We start from the raw sequence: 16,552 nt of genomic DNA, 5'->3' as shown, positions 1-16,552 counted from the left end.
CATGAATGGGTTCGCCGGGGAGCTTCTTAGTCGCGCCGCCCGCTGGCAGGGCAGCGCGACTTTTTGCTTTTACGCGCCGACGATTTCCGGCAGCCGCCAATCGACCGGCGCGCGGCCGTTCGCGACGAGATATTCATTGGCCCGTTGGAAATGCCCGCAGCCGAGAAAGCCTCGGTGCGCGGAGAGCGGCGATGGATGCGGTGCCTCGAGCACGCAGTGCGGGCGTGCATCGAGCAGGGCGCGCTTGGCCTGCGCGTGGGCCCCCCAGAGCATGAAGACGAGATGCTCGTGCCGGTGGGCCAGTTCCCGAATCAGCGTATCGGTGCAGCCTTCCCAGCCGCGCTTCGCGTGACTGGCCGCTTTCGCTTGTTCGACCGTCAGTACGGTATTGAGCAGCAACACACCTTGCCGTGCCCAGGCGTCGAGGCACCCGTGCGCCGGCATGGCGTAGCCGAATTCGGCGGCGATTTCCTTATAGATATTGCGTAGCGAAGGCGGTGGCCGCACCGGCGACGGCACCGAAAACGCTAGGCCGTGTGCCTGCGGGTGGCCTTTGTCGTCGCCGTGATACGGGTCTTGACCGACGATGACGATCTTGACGTCGTCGGGGCTCGTCAAACGCAGCGCGCGGAAGACCTCAGCCGGGTAGACGGTCTTGCCGGCCGCGATCTGTTCGTCGACGAACGCGCACAGCGGGCGATAGGCATCGCTGTCGATGAATGACTGCAGATGCGCGCGCCACGCAGTCGGTAGAGCGGAAAATTGCGCCCCGAGCGGGGCGCGAAGACCAAGCGCCTCCGTGAGTCCTTGCTGATCTGCATGTGTCGGATGTGTCGGGCGCGTCGGCTCATCGAGGGATGCCGATGCTTCGCTTGCCACGGAGACGTCGGCCGCTGTATCGAACAGGGATCCTTGAGCCGCGTCGCGCTCGCTCGCCGCTCTCGCTCGCCCCCGCGCTTTCGCTTTCACCGCGCACACAGCCGATAGCCCCGCTGCGCTTTGTTGATGTCTTCGGGCGTGAGCCCTGAGACCGCCGCCGACAAGCGGTCCGCCAATGCGTGCAGCGCACGCTCGTCGCCCTGCAGCAGTTCGAGTTCGATCTCGCTGATCGCTTCCCGTCGCGTTTGCCCGCCTACCGTCGCAGTCACTTCGCCGCGGTCGATGGCGGCTTCGATCGGTGCGCCGTCGAAGCTCAAACGCCAAAGGCGGCGAACGAACGTGGTCCGAAAGCGCTCGCCGAGGTCCCCAGCCACGCCGCGCAGCGTGGCAAGTGCGGTCTCGTCGTCGCAGGCAGCGGCGAGCGTATCGAGCTCGAGCGCATCCTTGGCGACGGGCGTTTCCCACTCATGGCGGCTATGCAGCCCGCCGGCGGCCGTGCCCGCGGCTTTCAGCGTTTGCAGCCAGCCCTCGGGCGTTTTGCGCAGCCGCAGTGCGATTTTTGCGCCGGCAAGCGCCAGCGACGCGGTATCGAAGTAGATGTTCACGAGCGGAACGTCGCGCCCGGGACTACCGGCGATACCGGTGAAGAAGCGATCGGCCGCGTCGGCTCGATCGGGCGGCAGCGCCAGTTTGATTTCGCGTTCGATGCCCATGCTGGATGGCCGTGTAGTCGAGTGCAGCGAGAAGTGGGGATGCCGTTAGAAGAACATCTGCGACAGTGCGGCGCCGGGCTCGTCGGCGCGCATGAACGCTTCGCCGACGAGGAACGTATGCACGCCGTTCGAACGCATGTGCTCGACGTCGGCTCGCGTCAAGATGCCGGACTCGGTGACGACGATGCGATCGTCGGGCAGCACGTCCAGCATGCCGAGCGTCGTGTCGAGCGACGTTTCGAACGTTCGCAGATTGCGGTTGTTGATACCAATCAACGGCGTCTTGAGCGTAAGGGCGCCGGTCAACTCGTCGCGGTTATGCACTTCCACGAGCACGGCGAGCCCCAGCGAATGCGCAAACGCTTCGAGCTCTTGCATCTCGCTGAGCGAGAGTGCCGCGGCGATGAGCAAGATTGCATCGGCTCCCATCGCGCGCGCCTCGACGACTTGGTACGGATCGACGATGAAGTCCTTGCGCAGCACGGGCAAGCCGCAGGCGGCGCGGGCTGCTTCGAGGTAAGCCGTGCTGCCTTGGAAGAATTGCACGTCGGTCAGCACGGACAGACATGCCGCGCCGCCTTTTTCATACGAGCGCGCGATGTCGGCCGGCACGAAGTGTTCGCGCAGCACGCCCTTGGACGGACTGGCCTTTTTGACTTCGGCGATGACGGCCGCAGCCCCGGCCTCGTGTTTTGCGCGCAGCGCGCCGACGAAGTCGCGCAGATCGCGCGACGACGCTTCGAGACGCAACTCTTCGAGCGGCGCGCTCAGCTGGGCCGCGCGCACTTCTTCGCGTTTGACGGCGATGATTCGTTCGAGAATGTCGCTCATGGACGAAGCTTTCCTTTGGTTCTGATCGGAGAGTTGAAGGAAGGTGTTCGATGCGCGCCGCCGGCGGCTGGTGGCCGCCGGCGACGCGCTACGGTCAATGCTTGAGTTGCTGAGTGAAGCGCACGAGTTCGTCGACTTTCGCGCGGGCGCGGCCAGCCGCGATGGTTTCCCTTGCGACTTCGATGCCGTCGGCGATCGAGGCGACGAGGTTGGCCGCGTACAGTGCGGTGCCCGCATTGAGCGTTACGATCTCGCGCGCCACGCCGGGGCGGTTCTCGAGTGCTTGGAGCAGTATCGTCTTCGACTCGTTCGCATCGGCCACTTTCAACGTCCGATTCGACACCATCTGCAAGCCGAAGTCCTCGGGGTGGATCTCGTACTCGTGCACTTGGCCGTCGCGCAATTCTCCTACGAGCGTCGCCGCGCCGAGCGACACCTCGTCCATGCCGTCCTTGCCGTAGACGACGAGCACGTGCTTCGCGCCGAGGCGCTGCATCACGCGCACTTGGATGCCGACGAGGTCGGGATGAAACACGCCCATCAGCTGATTCGGCGCGCCGGCCGGATTGGTGAGCGGGCCGAGGATATTGAAGATCGTGCGTATGCCGAGCTCGCGGCGCACCGGTGCGATGTTCTTCATCGCGGGGTGGTGATTGGGGGCGAACATGAAGCCCATGCCCGTTTCGGCGATGGATGCGGCCACCTGCTCCGGCTGTAGATCGATGTTCACGCCGAGCGCTTCGAGCACGTCAGCGCTGCCCGATTTGCTCGATACGCCGCGGCCGCCATGCTTGGCGACCTTCGCGCCCGCACCGGCGGCGACGAACATCGTCGCAGTCGAGATGTTGAACGTATTGGCGCCGTCGCCGCCCGTGCCGACGATGTCGACGAAATTCGCGTTGTCCGGCACTTCGACGTGACGCGCGAATTCACGCATGACGGTGGCCGCGGCCGCGATCTCGCCGATCGTTTCCTTTTTCACGCGCAGGCCCGTGATGATCGCGGCCGCCATCACGGGCGACATGTCGCCGCGCATGATGAGCCGCATGAGGTGCAGCATTTCGTCGTGAAAGATCTCGCGATGCTCGATCGTGCGCTGCAATGCTTCTTGCGGAGTGATGGTCATGGATGCGCCTTCGTTCGTTCCGTTACGTGCGGCGTGCGGGTGCGTGCCGGGCCCGCGTCGCGTGGCATCAAGCGGCTTGTTTCGCCTTGGAGCCGTTCAGAAAATTCTCGAGCAGCGCATGACCGTGCTCGGACAAGATCGATTCGGGGTGGAACTGCACGCCTTCGACGGCGAGCGTCTTGTGGCGCACCCCCATGATTTCGCCGTCTTCTGTCCAGGCCGAGATTTCGAGGCAGTCGGGCAGCGACTCGCGCTCGATCGCGAGCGAGTGATAGCGCGTCACGTCGAAGTGCTTCGGCAGGTTCGCGAACACGCCCTTGCCGTCGGTTTCGATGCGGCTCACCTTGCCGTGCATGATCGTCTGCGCGCGCACGACGCGGCCGCCGAAGGCCTCACCGATTGCCTGGTGACCGAGACAGACGCCGAGGATCGGCCGCTTGCCGGAAAAGTGCCGCAGCACGTCGAGCGTGATGCCTGCGTTCTGCGGATTGCTCGGGCCCGGCGAGAGGCAGATGCGCTCGGGCTTCATCGCTTCGATTTGGTCGAGCGTGATTTCGTCGTTGCGATAGGTATGGACGTCCTCGCCGAGCTCGCCGAAGTACTGCACGAGGTTGTACGTGAACGAATCGTAGTTGTCGATCATCAGCAACATGATGTCTCTCCGCTCAAAAATCGCTGTCGAGGCCGTCTTGCACTTGTTCGGCGGCGCGCAGCACGGCCCGGGCCTTGTTCTCGGTTTCTTGCCATTCCGATTCGGGCACCGAGTCGGCCACGACGCCCGCCGCCGCTTGCACGTACAGGTTACCGTTGTGGATGAGCCCCGTGCGAATCGCGATGGCGAGGTCCATTTCGCCCGTGAACGATAGATAGCCCACTGCGCCACCGTACAGCCCGCGCTTGACGGGCTCGAGCTCGTCGATCAATTCCATCGCACGCACCTTCGGCGCACCGGACAGCGTGCCGGCCGGGAACGTCGCGCGCAGCACGTCGAAGTTCGTCGTCCCGGGCTTGAGCTTGCCTTCGACCGAACTGACGATGTGCTGCACGTGCGAGTATTTTTCGATGACCATTTTATCGGTGACGGCGACCGATCCCGTCTGCGCGATGCGGCCGACGTCGTTGCGCGCGAGGTCGATCAGCATCACGTGCTCTGCGATTTCCTTCGGATCGTTCAAGAGCTCGGTGGCCAGCTCGGCATCGCGCTCGGGGGTGTTGCCGCGCGGCCGCGTGCCGGCGAGCGGCCGAATCGTGACGATGTGATCCTCGCCGCGCTTTTCCTGGCGGACGAGAATTTCCGGCGATGCGCCTACCACATGGAATTCGCCGAAGTTGTAGTAATACATGTACGGCGACGGGTTGAGCGAGCGCAGCGCGCGATAGAGCGAAAGCGGGTTGTCGCGATACGGCTTGGTCAAGCGCTGGCCGACTTGCACCTGCATGAGCTCGCCGGCCGCGATGTATTCCTTCGCGCGGCGCACGGCGTTCAGATAGTCGTCGCGAGCGAACTCCCGATAGATCTCCGTGCGCACGCTCGGCGAAGTCACGGGCGGCTGCACCGTCGCGCGCAAGCGCTGGCGCAACTCGCGCAGCCGCTGCTTGGCGCGTGCGTAGGCTTCAGGCGCCGTCGGGTCGACATAGATGACCAAATAGAGCTTGCCGGCGAGATTGTCGATGACTGCGACTTCCTCGGTCAGCAACAATTGGATGTCGGGCAAGCCGAGGTCGTCGGGCGGGGCCGTATGCGCGAGCTTTTTCTCGATGTAGCGAACGGCGTCGTAACCGAAGTAGCCGGCGAGGCCACCCGCGAAGCGAGGCAGCCCGGGGCGCTGCGCGATCTTGAAACGCGCCTGGAATTGCTGGATGAAATCGAACGGATCGCCCTCGCTCGTCTCGACGACTCGGCCATCGCGCACGACCTCGTTGACGCCGTTTTTCGTGCGAACGAGCGTGCGCGCCGGCAGCCCGATGAACGAATAGCGGCCGAACCGCTCGCCGCCGACGACGGACTCGAGCAGGAACGAATTGGCCCCGCCGCGCTCAGGTTGTGCGAGCTTCAAGTAAAGGGAAAGGGGCGTTTCCAGATCGGCGAGCGCTTCGGCGATCAGCGGAATGCGGTTGTAACCCTCGCCGGCGAGGGACTGAAACTCGAGTTCGGTCATGTTCCGATCCTGTTCGAATGGCCGACGCCAGCGTTGCTCACGAGCGAGCGAAGCGAGGCGTGCGGCAAGCCGTAAGCGCACGGGCGCAGCGACGACCAGAAAAACGCGCGGGTGCGATCGTTCGGGCGATACGACGAATAGTGCGCGAATGCGCGGCGACATCAAAAAACGGCGCTGAAGACGACGAACTTCAGCGTACCTCGAAAGAGGTCAGTGCGACGAGCGACGCCAGGGCCAGGCTCCCCGGTCGATACTGCTCGGACTCCGTTTTTTGTTCAGAAACATGAGGTGAATGACTTTAGGTAGTCAGCGATGGATCCGTTGCGCCGGAGCCGGACGAGCGATTCGCGATGAACCTCGCGGCTTCGAGCAACGTGGCGACTATACCATCCGAATTTATCGTTTGTATAGCTTTGCCGTGGTTGTAGCCGTAGGGCACCGTCAACGTGGCCATGCCCGCGGCTCGGCCTGCCAGCGCATCGTTTTCCGAGTCGCCGATCGCCACCGCGTCCCCCGGGGCCACGTGCATGGCCTCGCACGCCGCCAGCATCGGCTGCGGGTCCGGCTTTTTGCGCGCGACGCTATCGCCGCCGAGGATCACGGAGAAGTAGCGCGCGAGCCCGTATTGCTCGAGCAGCGCGACGGCGAAGCGATGCGGCTTGTTCGTGACGCAGGCGAGCTTCACGCCGGCTCGCGCCAGTTCGGCGAGCCCGGGCTCGACCTCGGGATAAAGCCGCGTGTGGCGGCCGTTGACCAATGCGTAGTGCGCTTGATAACGATCGAGCGCGTCGGCGAACCGTGCGGCGGTTTCGTCTGCCGAAAGCCGCGCCGACAGCACGCTGCGAACGAGATGCTCTGAACCCTTCCCGACATAGCCGACGACTTCGTCGCGCGAGATCGGCCGCACGCCCAGTTCGGCGAGCATCCCGTTCAGGCTGGCCGTGAAATCGTCGGCCGTATCGACCATCGTGCCGTCCAAATCGATGACGGCCGCCTTCACGCGCCGCACGGCCGTCCGGCACGCATCGCGGCCGCCCTCGGCGCCGCCCGGGCTCATACCGGGGTGCTGCTCGCGGTAGCGAGCTCACGGCGCATGTCGTCGATGACGGCCCGATAGTCGGGCTTGCCGAAAATGGCCGAGCCGGCAACGAAGGTATCGGCGCCTGCGGCCGCGATCTGCGCGATGTTCTCGACCTTGACGCCGCCGTCCACCTCGAGATGGATCTCGCGTCCCGTGCGTGCCCGATAGGCGTCGATCCGAGCGCGAGCTTCGCGCAGCTTGTTGAGCGCTTCGGGGATGAACGACTGCCCGCCGAACCCCGGGTTGACCGACATGATCAGCACGAGATCGACGCGATCCATGACGTGATCGAGGTAGTTGAGCGGCGTTGCGGGATTGAAGACGAGCCCCGCCTTGCAGCCATGATCGCGGATCAGCGAGAGTGTGCGATCGATATGGTCCGACGCTTCCGGATGAAAACTGATGATGTTCGCGCCGGCCTTCGCGAAATCGGGCACGATGCGATCGACCGGGCGCACCATCAGGTGGACGTCGATCGGTGCTTGCACGTGCGGACGGATCGCTTCGCACACGAGCGGGCCGATCGTGAGATTCGGGACATAGTGATTGTCCATGACGTCGAAGTGGATCCAGTCGGCGCCGGAATCGATGACGTTGCGGACTTCTTCGCCGAGCCTTGCGAAGTCGGCGGAAAGGATGCTGGGAGCGATGCGAAATTGCGTCATGGCGTGAAAAGCAAGATGGCCGAAGAAGGGCCCGCACGAGGCTGCGAAGGGCCGCCAGGCGGAAAATCCACATTTTACCGCGCCGGGCGTGCCAGGCTGTCTTGCCCGCTCGGCGGTTGCGGGCGCAGGCTGCATGGATCAGAATGCGAAACCGGCGCGGCGCTTGCCATGCGGCGGCCGGCGGCGGGTCGGACTTCTTCAGAGAACCACATCAGCATCAGCACATCACGATGAGCCAGTATCAATTCAGCGTGTCGGCGCAAACACGCTATCTGCCCGAGCAGTCGGATCCCGAGCGCCGACAGTACGCATTCGCCTACACGCTGACGATTCGCAACACCGGCCAGGTCGCCGCGCAGTTGATCGCGCGCCACTGGATCATCACCGATAGCGAAAATCGCGTGCAGGAAGTGAAGGGCCTTGGCGTGGTGGGGCATCAGCCGCTGCTGCAGCCTGGCGAGCAGTTCGAGTACACGAGCTGGGCGGTGCTCGAAACGCCGGTTGGGACGATGCGCGGCGCTTATTTTTGCGTAGCCGAGGACGGCGAGCGCTTCGAAGCGCCCGTACCGGAGTTCGCGCTGCAAATGCCGCGCACGCTGCATTGAGCCGGTGCGAACGCGATGCGAAAGGCGTTGCCGTTCGAGCCGGCGTTCTTTCGCTGCTTTGGAGCTTCGCGGCTTTGCAGCTTACCGGTGCACTCGATTGCCCGTGCTTTCGGCTGCCCGCGCGCCCGTCTTCCTGCCCGACATCGTCCAGACGACGATGATCACGAGCAACGCCAAGGCTGCGAACGCCTCGAGCGCGAAAATCAGCATCGGGTATTCGTCGAATAGAGCGGACATGGCGATTTCCATCAAGAGTCCACATTGTATGCGCATTCCTTCGTCATTCCTCGGCCGTGCGGCCGCCCTCGCGGCCGCCGTGCTGCTTGCGGCGTGCGGCGGCGGCGCGGTGGTGCGCCCTGCCGGGCCATCGGTAGGCGGCCTGTCCACCGTCACCGGTGCGTTGTCGCCCGGCCGGCTCACCCCGGTAGCCTGGCAGCAAGTGCCGGGATGGGACGACGATTCACTGATCGGCGCGGCTGCTGCGTTGCGCGAGAATTGCCTGCGCGTCGGACAACTCGCCAATTGGCGGCGGGCCTGCGCAGCCGCATCGCGGCTCGACGATCTCGATGCGGCAGCCACGCGCACCTTCTTCGAGACGAATTTCACGCCGTTCCAACTCGCCAACAGCGATGGTTCGGTGGATGGGCTCGTCACCGGCTATTACGAACCGCTGCTGCATGGCGCACGCACGCGCCGCGGCCCGTATCAATATCCGCTCTATCACTGGCCGTCCGGCTATCGTCCGGGGACGGCGTTGCCGGCGCGTGCCGAGCTCGAACGCTCGGGCGTTCTGGATGGCAACGAGCTCGTCTGGGTAGACGATCCGATCGAAGCGTTCTTTTTGCAGGTGCAGGGCTCGGGCCGCATCGTGCTCGACGATGGCAGTGTCATGCGCGTCGGCTTCGGCGGCACGAATAATCAGCCCTATCGGTCGATCGGCCGATGGCTGCTCGATCATGGCGAGATCACGCCTGCTCAGGCGACGATGCAAGGCATCAAAGCCTGGGCGCGCGCGAATCCGGCACGCGTGGCGAGCTTACTCGACGTGAACCCGCGCTTCGTCTTCTTCCGCGACATGCCATCGGCGCAGGCGGTATCGGAAGGCGGCGACGGGCCGATCGGTGCGTTGGGCGTGCCGCTCACGCCGGAGCGCTCGATCGCCGTCGATCCCGCGGCGATTCCGCTCGGCTCCGCGGTGTTTCTGGCTACCACGAGGCCGTTCACGAATACGCCGATGAACCGGCTCGTGTTCGCTCAGGATACGGGCAGCGCGATCCGGGGCGGCGTGCGCGCCGATTATTTTTGGGGGCTGGGCGACGAAGCCGGCGATCTCGCCGGCAAAATGAAGCAAGCGGGCCGAATGTGGTTGCTGTTGCCTAATTCGTAAGCCTGCGAGCGACGAGCCGGTTGTTGCTGGTTGTTGCCAGTTCTCGCCGGCTGCGTCGCTTCGTCTCGAAGCAATTCGGTTTCGGTCGCGTTCGTTCGCTTCGCTTTGGTTCGCTCCGGTTCTCTCGCGGGGTCAAGCCGATCGTTTGTCGATGACGCGCTTTGCCTTGCCGACCGATCGCTCGATACCGTTCACCGGCAGAACGTTGACGATCGCCGTCACGCCGATCAGCGCTTTGATGTCGTAGGCGAGTGCGGTCTTGGCTGACGCGAGCATCGCGTCGTCCGCCCGCGTGTCCGGACAGGGCTCGACGTTGAGCGTCATCACGTCGAGCGGTCCTTCCTTGGTCAGCACGATTTGATAATGCGGGGCCAAGGCAGGCTGCTTCAGCAGCAATTCTTCGATTTGCGTCGGGAAGACGTTGACGCCACGGACGATCATCATGTCGTCGGAGCGTCCCGTGATCTTTTCCATGCGGCGCATCGTGCGCGCCGTGCCCGGCAGCAAGCGTGTGAGGTCGCGCGTCCGATAGCGGATGATGGGCAACGCCTCTTTCGTCAGCGAGGTGAAGACCAGTTCGCCGAACTCGCCGTCGGGCAGCACCTCTCCGGTGACCGGATCGATGATCTCCGGATAGAAGTGGTCTTCCCAAATCGTCGGGCCGTCTTTCGTCTCGACGCACTCGCTGGCGACGCCGGGGCCGATGACTTCGGAGAGGCCGTAGATGTCGACGGCGTCGATGCCCATGCGCGCTTCGATCGCGCGCCGCATGTCGTTCGTCCACGGTTCGGCGCCGAAGATGCCGATGCGCAGCGAACAGCGCGCAGGATCGACGCCCTGGCGTTCGAGCTCGTCGGCGATCGACAGCATGTAGCTTGGCGTGACCATGATGATGTCGGGCTTGAAATCTTGGATCAGTTGTACTTGCTTTTCGGTTTGACCGCCGCCGAACGGAATCACCGTCAGGCCGGCGCGCTCGGCGCCGTAATGCGCACCGAGGCCGCCCGTGAATAGGCCGTAGCCGTAGCTCACGTGCACCTTATCGCCGCGCCGCGCACCGGCCGCGCGGATCGAGCGCGCGACGAGATTGGCCCATGTGTCGATGTCGCGCGCCGTGTAACCGACGACGGTCGGCTTGCCGGTCGTGCCCGACGATGCGTGAATGCGGGAAATCTTGTCCTGCGGCACGGCGAACATCCCAAACGGATAGTTCTCGCGCAGATCGCTTTTCGTGGTGAACGGGAAACGCGCGAGATCCGCCAGGGTCGTGAGATCTTCGGGACGCACGCCTGCCTCGTCGAACTTGCGCCGATAGACGATGGAATGCTCGTAAGCGTGCTGAAGCGTCCATTTGAGCCGTTCCAGCTGCAAGGCGGCGAGTTCGTCTCGGCTCGCGGTCTCGATCGGATCGAGCGGCAGCGCGGTGTTCATCGCATGTCTCCTGTTTCATTGAAAAATAGCTGCCGGCGGGCACGGCGAGGCAGCCCGTCGCATACTTGCCGCTGCGGATGGCGGTTCGCTAGCAGGCGCTTGCGCCGGCGCGATCTGGGGTCGGGGCGCAAGCGGCTGCCGCCTCATGTGGGCGGAATCACATGCCCTTTGATGTGCGCGGATTTGCCGCGAAACATGGCCACCGTTTCACCGGCGCCGTTCGTGACGCGAATGTCGTATATCCCGGTGCGACCGCTGATCGTTTGCTCCATCGCCTCGGCCGTGAGCGTGTCCCCGCCGTGCACCGGCCGCAGGAATTCGATCGAGCAGCCCGACGCGACCGTATTGACGTTATGCGAGTTGCAGGCAAACGCGAACGTGGAATCGGCGAGCGTGAAAATGACACCGCCATGGCAGATCGCATGTCCGTTGAGGAAATCCGGACGCACGGCGGCACGCATGCGCGCGTAGCCTGATCGCACTTCGGTGAGTTCGAACCCGAGTGCTCGACTGCAGGCATCCGCTTCGTACATGGCACGCCCGACCGCGCGGGCCAACTCGTCCGGCGACATCGATTGCGAGGCGGACACCTCGCTCGCGGCTTGCGAATTCGACGCCGACATGTCAACGCCCCTCGAAGCGCGGCGCGCGCTTCTGAATGAATGCTTGCACGCCTTCGGCGTAGTCGTGCGAATTGCCGAGTTCGCGTTGCAGATCGCGTTCGAGATCGAGTTGCTGAGCGAGGGTATTCGTCGCACTCGCGCGCAGCGCGCGCTTGATGGCGGCGATGGCGCGGGTGGGCTGCTGGGCCAACTGCGCGGCAAGCGTGTTCGCGCAGTGAAGCAGATCGGCATCGTCGACGACTTGCCAGATCAACCCCCAGCGCTCGGCCTGTTCCGCACCGATCTTTTCTCCGGTGATGGCGAGGCCCAGCGCACGAGCCATTCCCACGCGCTCCGGCAGAAACGCCGTGCCGCCCGAATCGGGAACGAGCCCGATCTTGACGAACGATTGCGCGAAGCTGCTCGAGCGCGCTGCAATCGTGATGTCGCAGGCGAGCGCCAGGTTCGCGCCCGCGCCGGCCGCGATGCCGTTGACGGCTGCGATGACGGGAATCGGTAAAGCTTGCAGACGACGCACGAGCGGATTGAAGTGTTCGTCGATCAGCGCGCCGAGGTCTGTCGATCTGCCCGGCTCGAACGTCAGGTCGGCCAGATCCTGGCCTGCGCAAAATCCGCGGCCCGCGCCCGTCACGACGAGTGCGCGCACACCGGCGCCAACCGCTTCATCGAGCGCGGCGGTCAACTCTTTGTGCATCGCACGCGTGAAGCTGTTCAACTTCTCCGGACGGTTCAACGTCACCGTGGCGACCTGCGTGGCAACGTCTATTTCGACGCGAATCGCTTCATATTGCATCTGTCGTCTCCTCTCCTCATTCGCTCCGTGGGCAGCCGACGTCGAATAGGCCGGCTGCGCGAGGTCGATCACACGCTCACACACGCTCGATGGCGAGGGCGATGCCTTGACCCACGCCGATGCACATCGTGCAGAGCGCATAGCGGCCGCCCGTGCGCTCGAGTTGATAAAGGGCCGTGGTGACGAGTCGTGCACCGGACGCTCCCAGCGGATGGCCAAGCGAGATTGCGCCGCCGTTAGGGTTGACGCGGGCATCGTCGTCGGCAACGCCCAGCATGCGCAGCACCGCGAGGCCTTGTGATGCGAATGCCTCGTTCAGTTCGATGACGTCGAACTGCGAGAGCGACATTTCGAGCCGCTGCAGCAATTTTTGGGTGGCCGGTGCCGGCCCGATGCCCATGATGCGGGGCTCGACGCCCGCGGTTGCCATGCCGAGAACGCGTGCCCGCCTGCGCAGCCCATATTGGGAAGCCGCTTCTTCGTTGGCGAGCAAGAGCGCGCATGCGCCATCGTTCACGCCTGAGGCGTTGCCCGCCGTGACGGTTCCGTCCGGACGCACGATGCCCTTGAGCTTGGTCAGCGCTTCGAGCGATGTTTCGCGCGGATGCTCGTCGCGCGTGATGAGCAGCGGCTCGCCCTTCTTTTGTGCAATTTCGACCGCGACGATTTCTTGCGCGAGCGTACCGTTCTGCTGAGCGCGCGCCGCCTTTTGCTGGCTGCGCAGCGCGAAGGCATCCTGATCCGCACGGCTGACCGAAAACTGAGTCGCGACGTTTTCTCCGGTCTCGGGCATCGAGTCGATGCCGTACTGTGCCTTCAGGCGCGCGTTGACGAAACGCCAGCCGATCGTCGTATCGAAGATTTCGGCTTGCCGCGCGAAAGCGGTGGGTGCCTTTCCTGTGACGAATGGTGCGCGCGTCATGCTTTCCACGCCGCCTGCGATCATCAACCTCGCTTCACCGGCTTTCAGCGCACGCGCCGCCGAGCCGACGGCGTCCATGCCCGAACCGCAGAGGCGGTTGATCGTGGCGCCGGGCGCGTCAGTCGGCAAACCGGCCAGCAGCGCCGCCATGCGCGCGACGTTGCGGTTGTCCTCGCCGGCCTGGTTCGCGCACCCATAGATGATGTCGTCCAGCGCGCGCCAATCGACGCCCGGGTTGCGCTCCATGAGCGCCTTGATGGGAACGGCAGCCAAATCGTCGGCGCGGACGTCTTTCAGTGCTCCGCCATAGCGGCCGATCGGGGTGCGAATGGCATCGCAGATGTAGGCTTCGGTCATCGGATGGCTTCCAGTGAACGGGGGGCCCGTCATGGCGACGGGACCTATCGACTTGATGTACTTGATGTTAGTAGAGCCGGCGATCCGACTCCATTCGGCTGAACGGGCTATGCCGTTCGGCCGACTTCCGCCGATTGCTCGCGCGGTGCAACATGAATCCTGCTTTGAACGACTCGGAAGCGGTTCGCGACGAACGCGGAATCGGTCAAGGCGGCGTTGGCCGCCGGATTGGCGCCGGTGCCGTGGAAGTCGGAGAATGCGGCCGACTGATTCACGAACACGCCGCCCGTTAGGTTGACCGAGAGCGCCACGCCACCCTCGACGGCCGCTTCGTGCGCCGCCTCGATCGTCGCTTCGTCGGTGCTGTAGACGGACAGCGTCAGTGCGCCATGCCGAGCGGCGAGCGATCCGGCCAATTCGAGCGATTGCCGTGTCGAATCCGTGGCGATCACGAACGAGATCGGGCCGAACCATTCGCCGCTGAACTTCGCCGAATCGTGGGCGGCGTCCAGTTGCAAAACGAGCGGTGTACGCACGCGCGCTTGGGGAAAGGCCGGATGCTCGAGCGTTTGGCTGTCGGCCAGAACGGGGCCCAGCGCGCGCGCTTCGTCGATTCGGCGAGCAACGCCGTCGTTCTGAATCGCGCCGATCAGTTCCACGGCACGCGCCGGGTCGGCCACGAGCTTTTGCACGGCGCCGGCAATTGCTTGTGCCACGTCGTCGAAGCTGGCGTGCCCCTCGGCGGTGCGAATACCGTCGCGAGGCACGTAGATATTTTGAGGCGCCGTGCACATCTGGCCGGAGTACAGCGCGAGCGAAAAGGCGATGTTGCGGACGGCGGCCTTCAGGTCGTCCACGGAATCGACGACGATTTGGTTGACGCCGGCCTTTTCGGTGAATACCTGGGCTTGATGTGCGTTGCGTTCCAGCCAGGTGCCGTTTTGCGTGCTCCCCGTGAAGTCGATCAGCTTGATTTCGGGGCGCAGCGCGAGCTCCTGCACGAGCGGGCCATCGTTCGGCTCCGTGGCGAGCAGCGTGACCACGTTCGGATCGAAGCCGGCGTCGCGCAGGACATCGCGTGCAATGCGCACGGTGATGGCGAGCGGCAGAATCGCGCCGGGGTGGGGCTTCACGATGACGGCGTTGCCCGTGGCCAGATCGGCGAAGAGGCCGGGGTATCCGTTCCACGTGGGGAAGGTGCAGCAACCCAGCACGAGGCCGATGCCTCGGGGCACGACCGTGTAACGCTTGCGCATGGCCAGAGGCGGGTTCTTGCCTTGGGGCTTTTCCCAGTGCGCTTCGGCCGGCACTCGGCGCAATTCGCCCCACGCGTACGCCACGGCCTCGAGCGCGCGATCTTGCGCATGCGGTCCGCCAGCTTGAAACGCCATCATGAATGCTTGGCCGGTCGTATGCATGACGCTGTAGGCGATCTCGAAGCTCGCGCGATTGAGGCGCGCCAAGATCTCGAGACTCACGCCTACCCACGCTTCCGGTCCAGCTTTGCGCCAATTGCATTCGGCGGCGGCTGCCGCGCCGATCAATGCATCGACGTCGGCTTTGGGGTAGCGAACCCCGAGCGCGAAGCCGAAAGGCGATTGCTCGGCTCCGACCCATGCACCGGTGCCCGGTTGGTCGAGCGAGAATTCGTGATTCAAATGGGCTTTGAAGGCAGCTTCTCCATCCGCGTTACCGGTTTCCCCGTACACTTTGGGGCTCGGCATTTCCGCGAAAGGACTCCAGTAGCCGCGCGAGCCGATGGCGTCGAGCGCATTCTTCAGCGTGGCTTCGTGCTTCGCAAATAGAGGATGGGTCATAGCGAGACAGGGGCAGGCTCAAGCGTTGGTAGGAGCAGGCCGGCAATCAAACGGCAAGCTTCGTATTAATTAACCGACCGACCGGTTGGTTGGCGAATGTTAGCATTGTTTCCGGACGGGTGCGAAAGCTTTTGTCGCCCGGTCGACATCTAAGGACCAAGGAGGATGGGATGAGCTACGAAAACATTTTGGTCGAGACGCGCGGGCGCGTTGGCCTCGTGACGTTGAACCGGCCGAAGGCGCTGAACGCGCTGAACGATGCTCTGATGGACGAGCTCGGTGCCGCGCTGCGTGCGTTCGACGCGGATGAGGGCATCGGCGCGATCGTCGTCACGGGCAGCGAGAAGGCATTTGCGGCTGGCGCCGACATCGGCATGATGGCCACCTATACGTACATGGACGTCTATAAAGGCGAATACATCACGCGCAATTGGGAGACGGTGCGTACGATTCGCAAGCCGATCATCGCGGCCGTTGCCGGCTTCGCGCTCGGCGGCGGTTGCGAGTTGGCCATGATGTGCGACATCGTCATTGCGGCCGATACGGCGAAATTCGGGCAGCCCGAAATCAAGCTCGGCGTGATGCCTGGTGCGGGTGGCACGCAGCGGCTGCCGCGCGCGGTATCGAAAGCCAAGGCGATGGACATGTGCTTGACCGCGCGCTTCATGGATGCGGCCGAGGCCGAGCGTGCGGGGCTCGTGTCGCGCATCGTTCCGGCGGCTTCCCTGCTCGATGAAGCGTTGGCCGCGGCTGCGACGATCGCCGAATTCCCGCTGCCGGCCGTCATGATGGTCAAGGAATCGGTGAACAGCGCCTACGAAACGACGCTCGCGGAAGGCATTCGCTTCGAGCGCCGGCTGTTCCACTCGCTGTTCGCGACCGAGGATCAAAAAGAAGGGATGGCGGCCTTCCTCGAAAAGCGTAAACCGGCGTTCAAGCACCGCTGATTCGAGGCGCTCAAATTTCCGCTTGCGCGGTGTTCGGAAGGGGCCTAGAATCACGCCCTTTCGCGCAGTCAATGCGACTGAGCGAAGGGAAGCGAGGCCTTGTGCGAAGCGGGTTGTACCCGTGTTTTGCGCGGGTGCGGAGCAGAGGGTGCGGCAACGGTTGAGGGTTCGATGAAGTTCGAACGAAGTTAAAAAAACTGTTGACGCGATGTGAAA

General features: G+C 64.1%; 16 protein-coding genes. 3 read left to right on the top strand and 13 right to left on the bottom strand.

Features of this window, described 5'->3' with window-relative positions:
• Positions 1-69: 69 nt before the first annotated feature.
• The 8 genes from ACTHNZ_RS01055 to rpe all read right to left on the bottom strand — a co-directional run bounded on the left by ACTHNZ_RS01055 (position 70) and on the right by rpe (position 7,454).
• Complete coding sequence (locus ACTHNZ_RS01055) at positions 70-969, bottom strand: uracil-DNA glycosylase (RefSeq protein WP_440540634.1); 900 nt, start codon at positions 967-969, stop codon at positions 70-72.
• Complete coding sequence (locus ACTHNZ_RS01050; protein ID WP_440540633.1) at positions 966-1,592, bottom strand: CYTH domain-containing protein; 627 nt, start codon at positions 1,590-1,592, stop codon at positions 966-968. The genes ACTHNZ_RS01055 and ACTHNZ_RS01050 overlap by 4 nt, the downstream gene beginning before the upstream one ends.
• Before the next feature lie 45 nt (positions 1,593-1,637).
• Positions 1,638-2,423 (bottom strand): indole-3-glycerol phosphate synthase TrpC, encoded by a 786-nt coding sequence (gene trpC, locus ACTHNZ_RS01045; RefSeq protein WP_440540632.1) that lies wholly within the window; start codon positions 2,421-2,423, stop codon positions 1,638-1,640.
• Positions 2,424-2,517: 94 nt separating this feature from the next.
• The gene (gene trpD, locus ACTHNZ_RS01040; protein WP_440540631.1) at positions 2,518-3,549 is read right to left on the bottom strand and encodes an anthranilate phosphoribosyltransferase; all 1,032 of its coding nucleotides are present in this window, start codon (positions 3,547-3,549) and stop codon (positions 2,518-2,520) included.
• A 67-nt stretch (positions 3,550-3,616) separates the two neighbouring features.
• Positions 3,617-4,201, bottom strand: a complete 585-nt coding sequence (locus ACTHNZ_RS01035; RefSeq protein WP_440540630.1) for an anthranilate synthase component II — start codon at positions 4,199-4,201, stop codon at positions 3,617-3,619.
• Between the two features lie 13 nt (positions 4,202-4,214).
• On the bottom strand, positions 4,215-5,708 hold the full coding sequence (trpE, locus tag ACTHNZ_RS01030; protein WP_440540629.1) for an anthranilate synthase component I: 1,494 nt from the start codon (positions 5,706-5,708) through the stop codon (positions 4,215-4,217).
• A 298-nt stretch (positions 5,709-6,006) separates the two neighbouring features.
• Positions 6,007-6,765: a phosphoglycolate phosphatase gene (locus ACTHNZ_RS01025; RefSeq protein WP_440540628.1), complete on the bottom strand. Its 759-nt coding sequence runs from the start codon at positions 6,763-6,765 to the stop codon at positions 6,007-6,009.
• On the bottom strand, positions 6,762-7,454 hold the full coding sequence (gene rpe / locus ACTHNZ_RS01020; protein WP_440540627.1) for a ribulose-phosphate 3-epimerase: 693 nt from the start codon (positions 7,452-7,454) through the stop codon (positions 6,762-6,764). Before rpe ends, ACTHNZ_RS01025 begins: the two co-directional genes overlap by 4 nt.
• A gap of 230 nt (positions 7,455-7,684) precedes the next feature.
• Here rpe and apaG point away from each other — a divergent pair, with 230 nt between their 5' ends.
• Positions 7,685-8,059, top strand: a complete 375-nt coding sequence (gene apaG, locus ACTHNZ_RS01015) for a Co2+/Mg2+ efflux protein ApaG (RefSeq protein ID WP_440540647.1) — start codon at positions 7,685-7,687, stop codon at positions 8,057-8,059.
• A 157-nt stretch (positions 8,060-8,216) separates the two neighbouring features.
• Complete coding sequence (mltA, locus tag ACTHNZ_RS01010) at positions 8,217-9,446, top strand: murein transglycosylase A (protein WP_440540626.1); 1,230 nt, start codon at positions 8,217-8,219, stop codon at positions 9,444-9,446.
• 132 nt (positions 9,447-9,578) lie between these two features.
• Here mltA and paaK read toward each other — a convergent pair whose 3' ends face one another.
• From paaK to paaN, 5 genes are all read right to left on the bottom strand, one after another.
• The gene (gene paaK / locus ACTHNZ_RS01005) at positions 9,579-10,877 is read right to left on the bottom strand and encodes a phenylacetate--CoA ligase PaaK (RefSeq protein ID WP_440540625.1); all 1,299 of its coding nucleotides are present in this window, start codon (positions 10,875-10,877) and stop codon (positions 9,579-9,581) included.
• Between the two features lie 143 nt (positions 10,878-11,020).
• Positions 11,021-11,500 carry a hydroxyphenylacetyl-CoA thioesterase PaaI gene (paaI, locus tag ACTHNZ_RS01000; RefSeq protein ID WP_440540624.1) on the bottom strand — a complete coding sequence of 160 codons (480 nt, stop codon included), beginning with the start codon at positions 11,498-11,500 and terminating at the stop codon, positions 11,021-11,023.
• Between the two features lies 1 nt (position 11,501).
• Positions 11,502-12,293, bottom strand: a complete 792-nt coding sequence (paaG, locus tag ACTHNZ_RS00995; RefSeq protein WP_440540623.1) for a 2-(1,2-epoxy-1,2-dihydrophenyl)acetyl-CoA isomerase PaaG — start codon at positions 12,291-12,293, stop codon at positions 11,502-11,504.
• Positions 12,294-12,369: 76 nt separating this feature from the next.
• Positions 12,370-13,572, bottom strand: coding sequence for a 3-oxoadipyl-CoA thiolase (gene pcaF / locus ACTHNZ_RS00990; protein ID WP_440540622.1), 1,203 nt, complete (start codon positions 13,570-13,572; stop codon positions 12,370-12,372).
• 107 nt (positions 13,573-13,679) lie between these two features.
• The gene (gene paaN, locus ACTHNZ_RS00985; protein ID WP_440540621.1) at positions 13,680-15,389 is read right to left on the bottom strand and encodes a phenylacetic acid degradation protein PaaN; all 1,710 of its coding nucleotides are present in this window, start codon (positions 15,387-15,389) and stop codon (positions 13,680-13,682) included.
• Between the two features lie 170 nt (positions 15,390-15,559).
• On the opposite strand from paaN, the gene ACTHNZ_RS00980 reads away from it, so the two are divergent.
• Entirely contained in the window at positions 15,560-16,336 is a 777-nt protein-coding gene (locus ACTHNZ_RS00980; protein ID WP_440540620.1) for an enoyl-CoA hydratase, read from the top strand.
• Positions 16,337-16,552 lie beyond the last annotated feature (216 nt).

Source organism: Trinickia sp., assembly GCF_051953955.1.
In the GTDB taxonomy this organism is placed as follows: domain Bacteria; phylum Pseudomonadota; class Gammaproteobacteria; order Burkholderiales; family Burkholderiaceae; genus Trinickia.
This window is presented reverse-complemented; position numbering and strand designations above follow the sequence as displayed.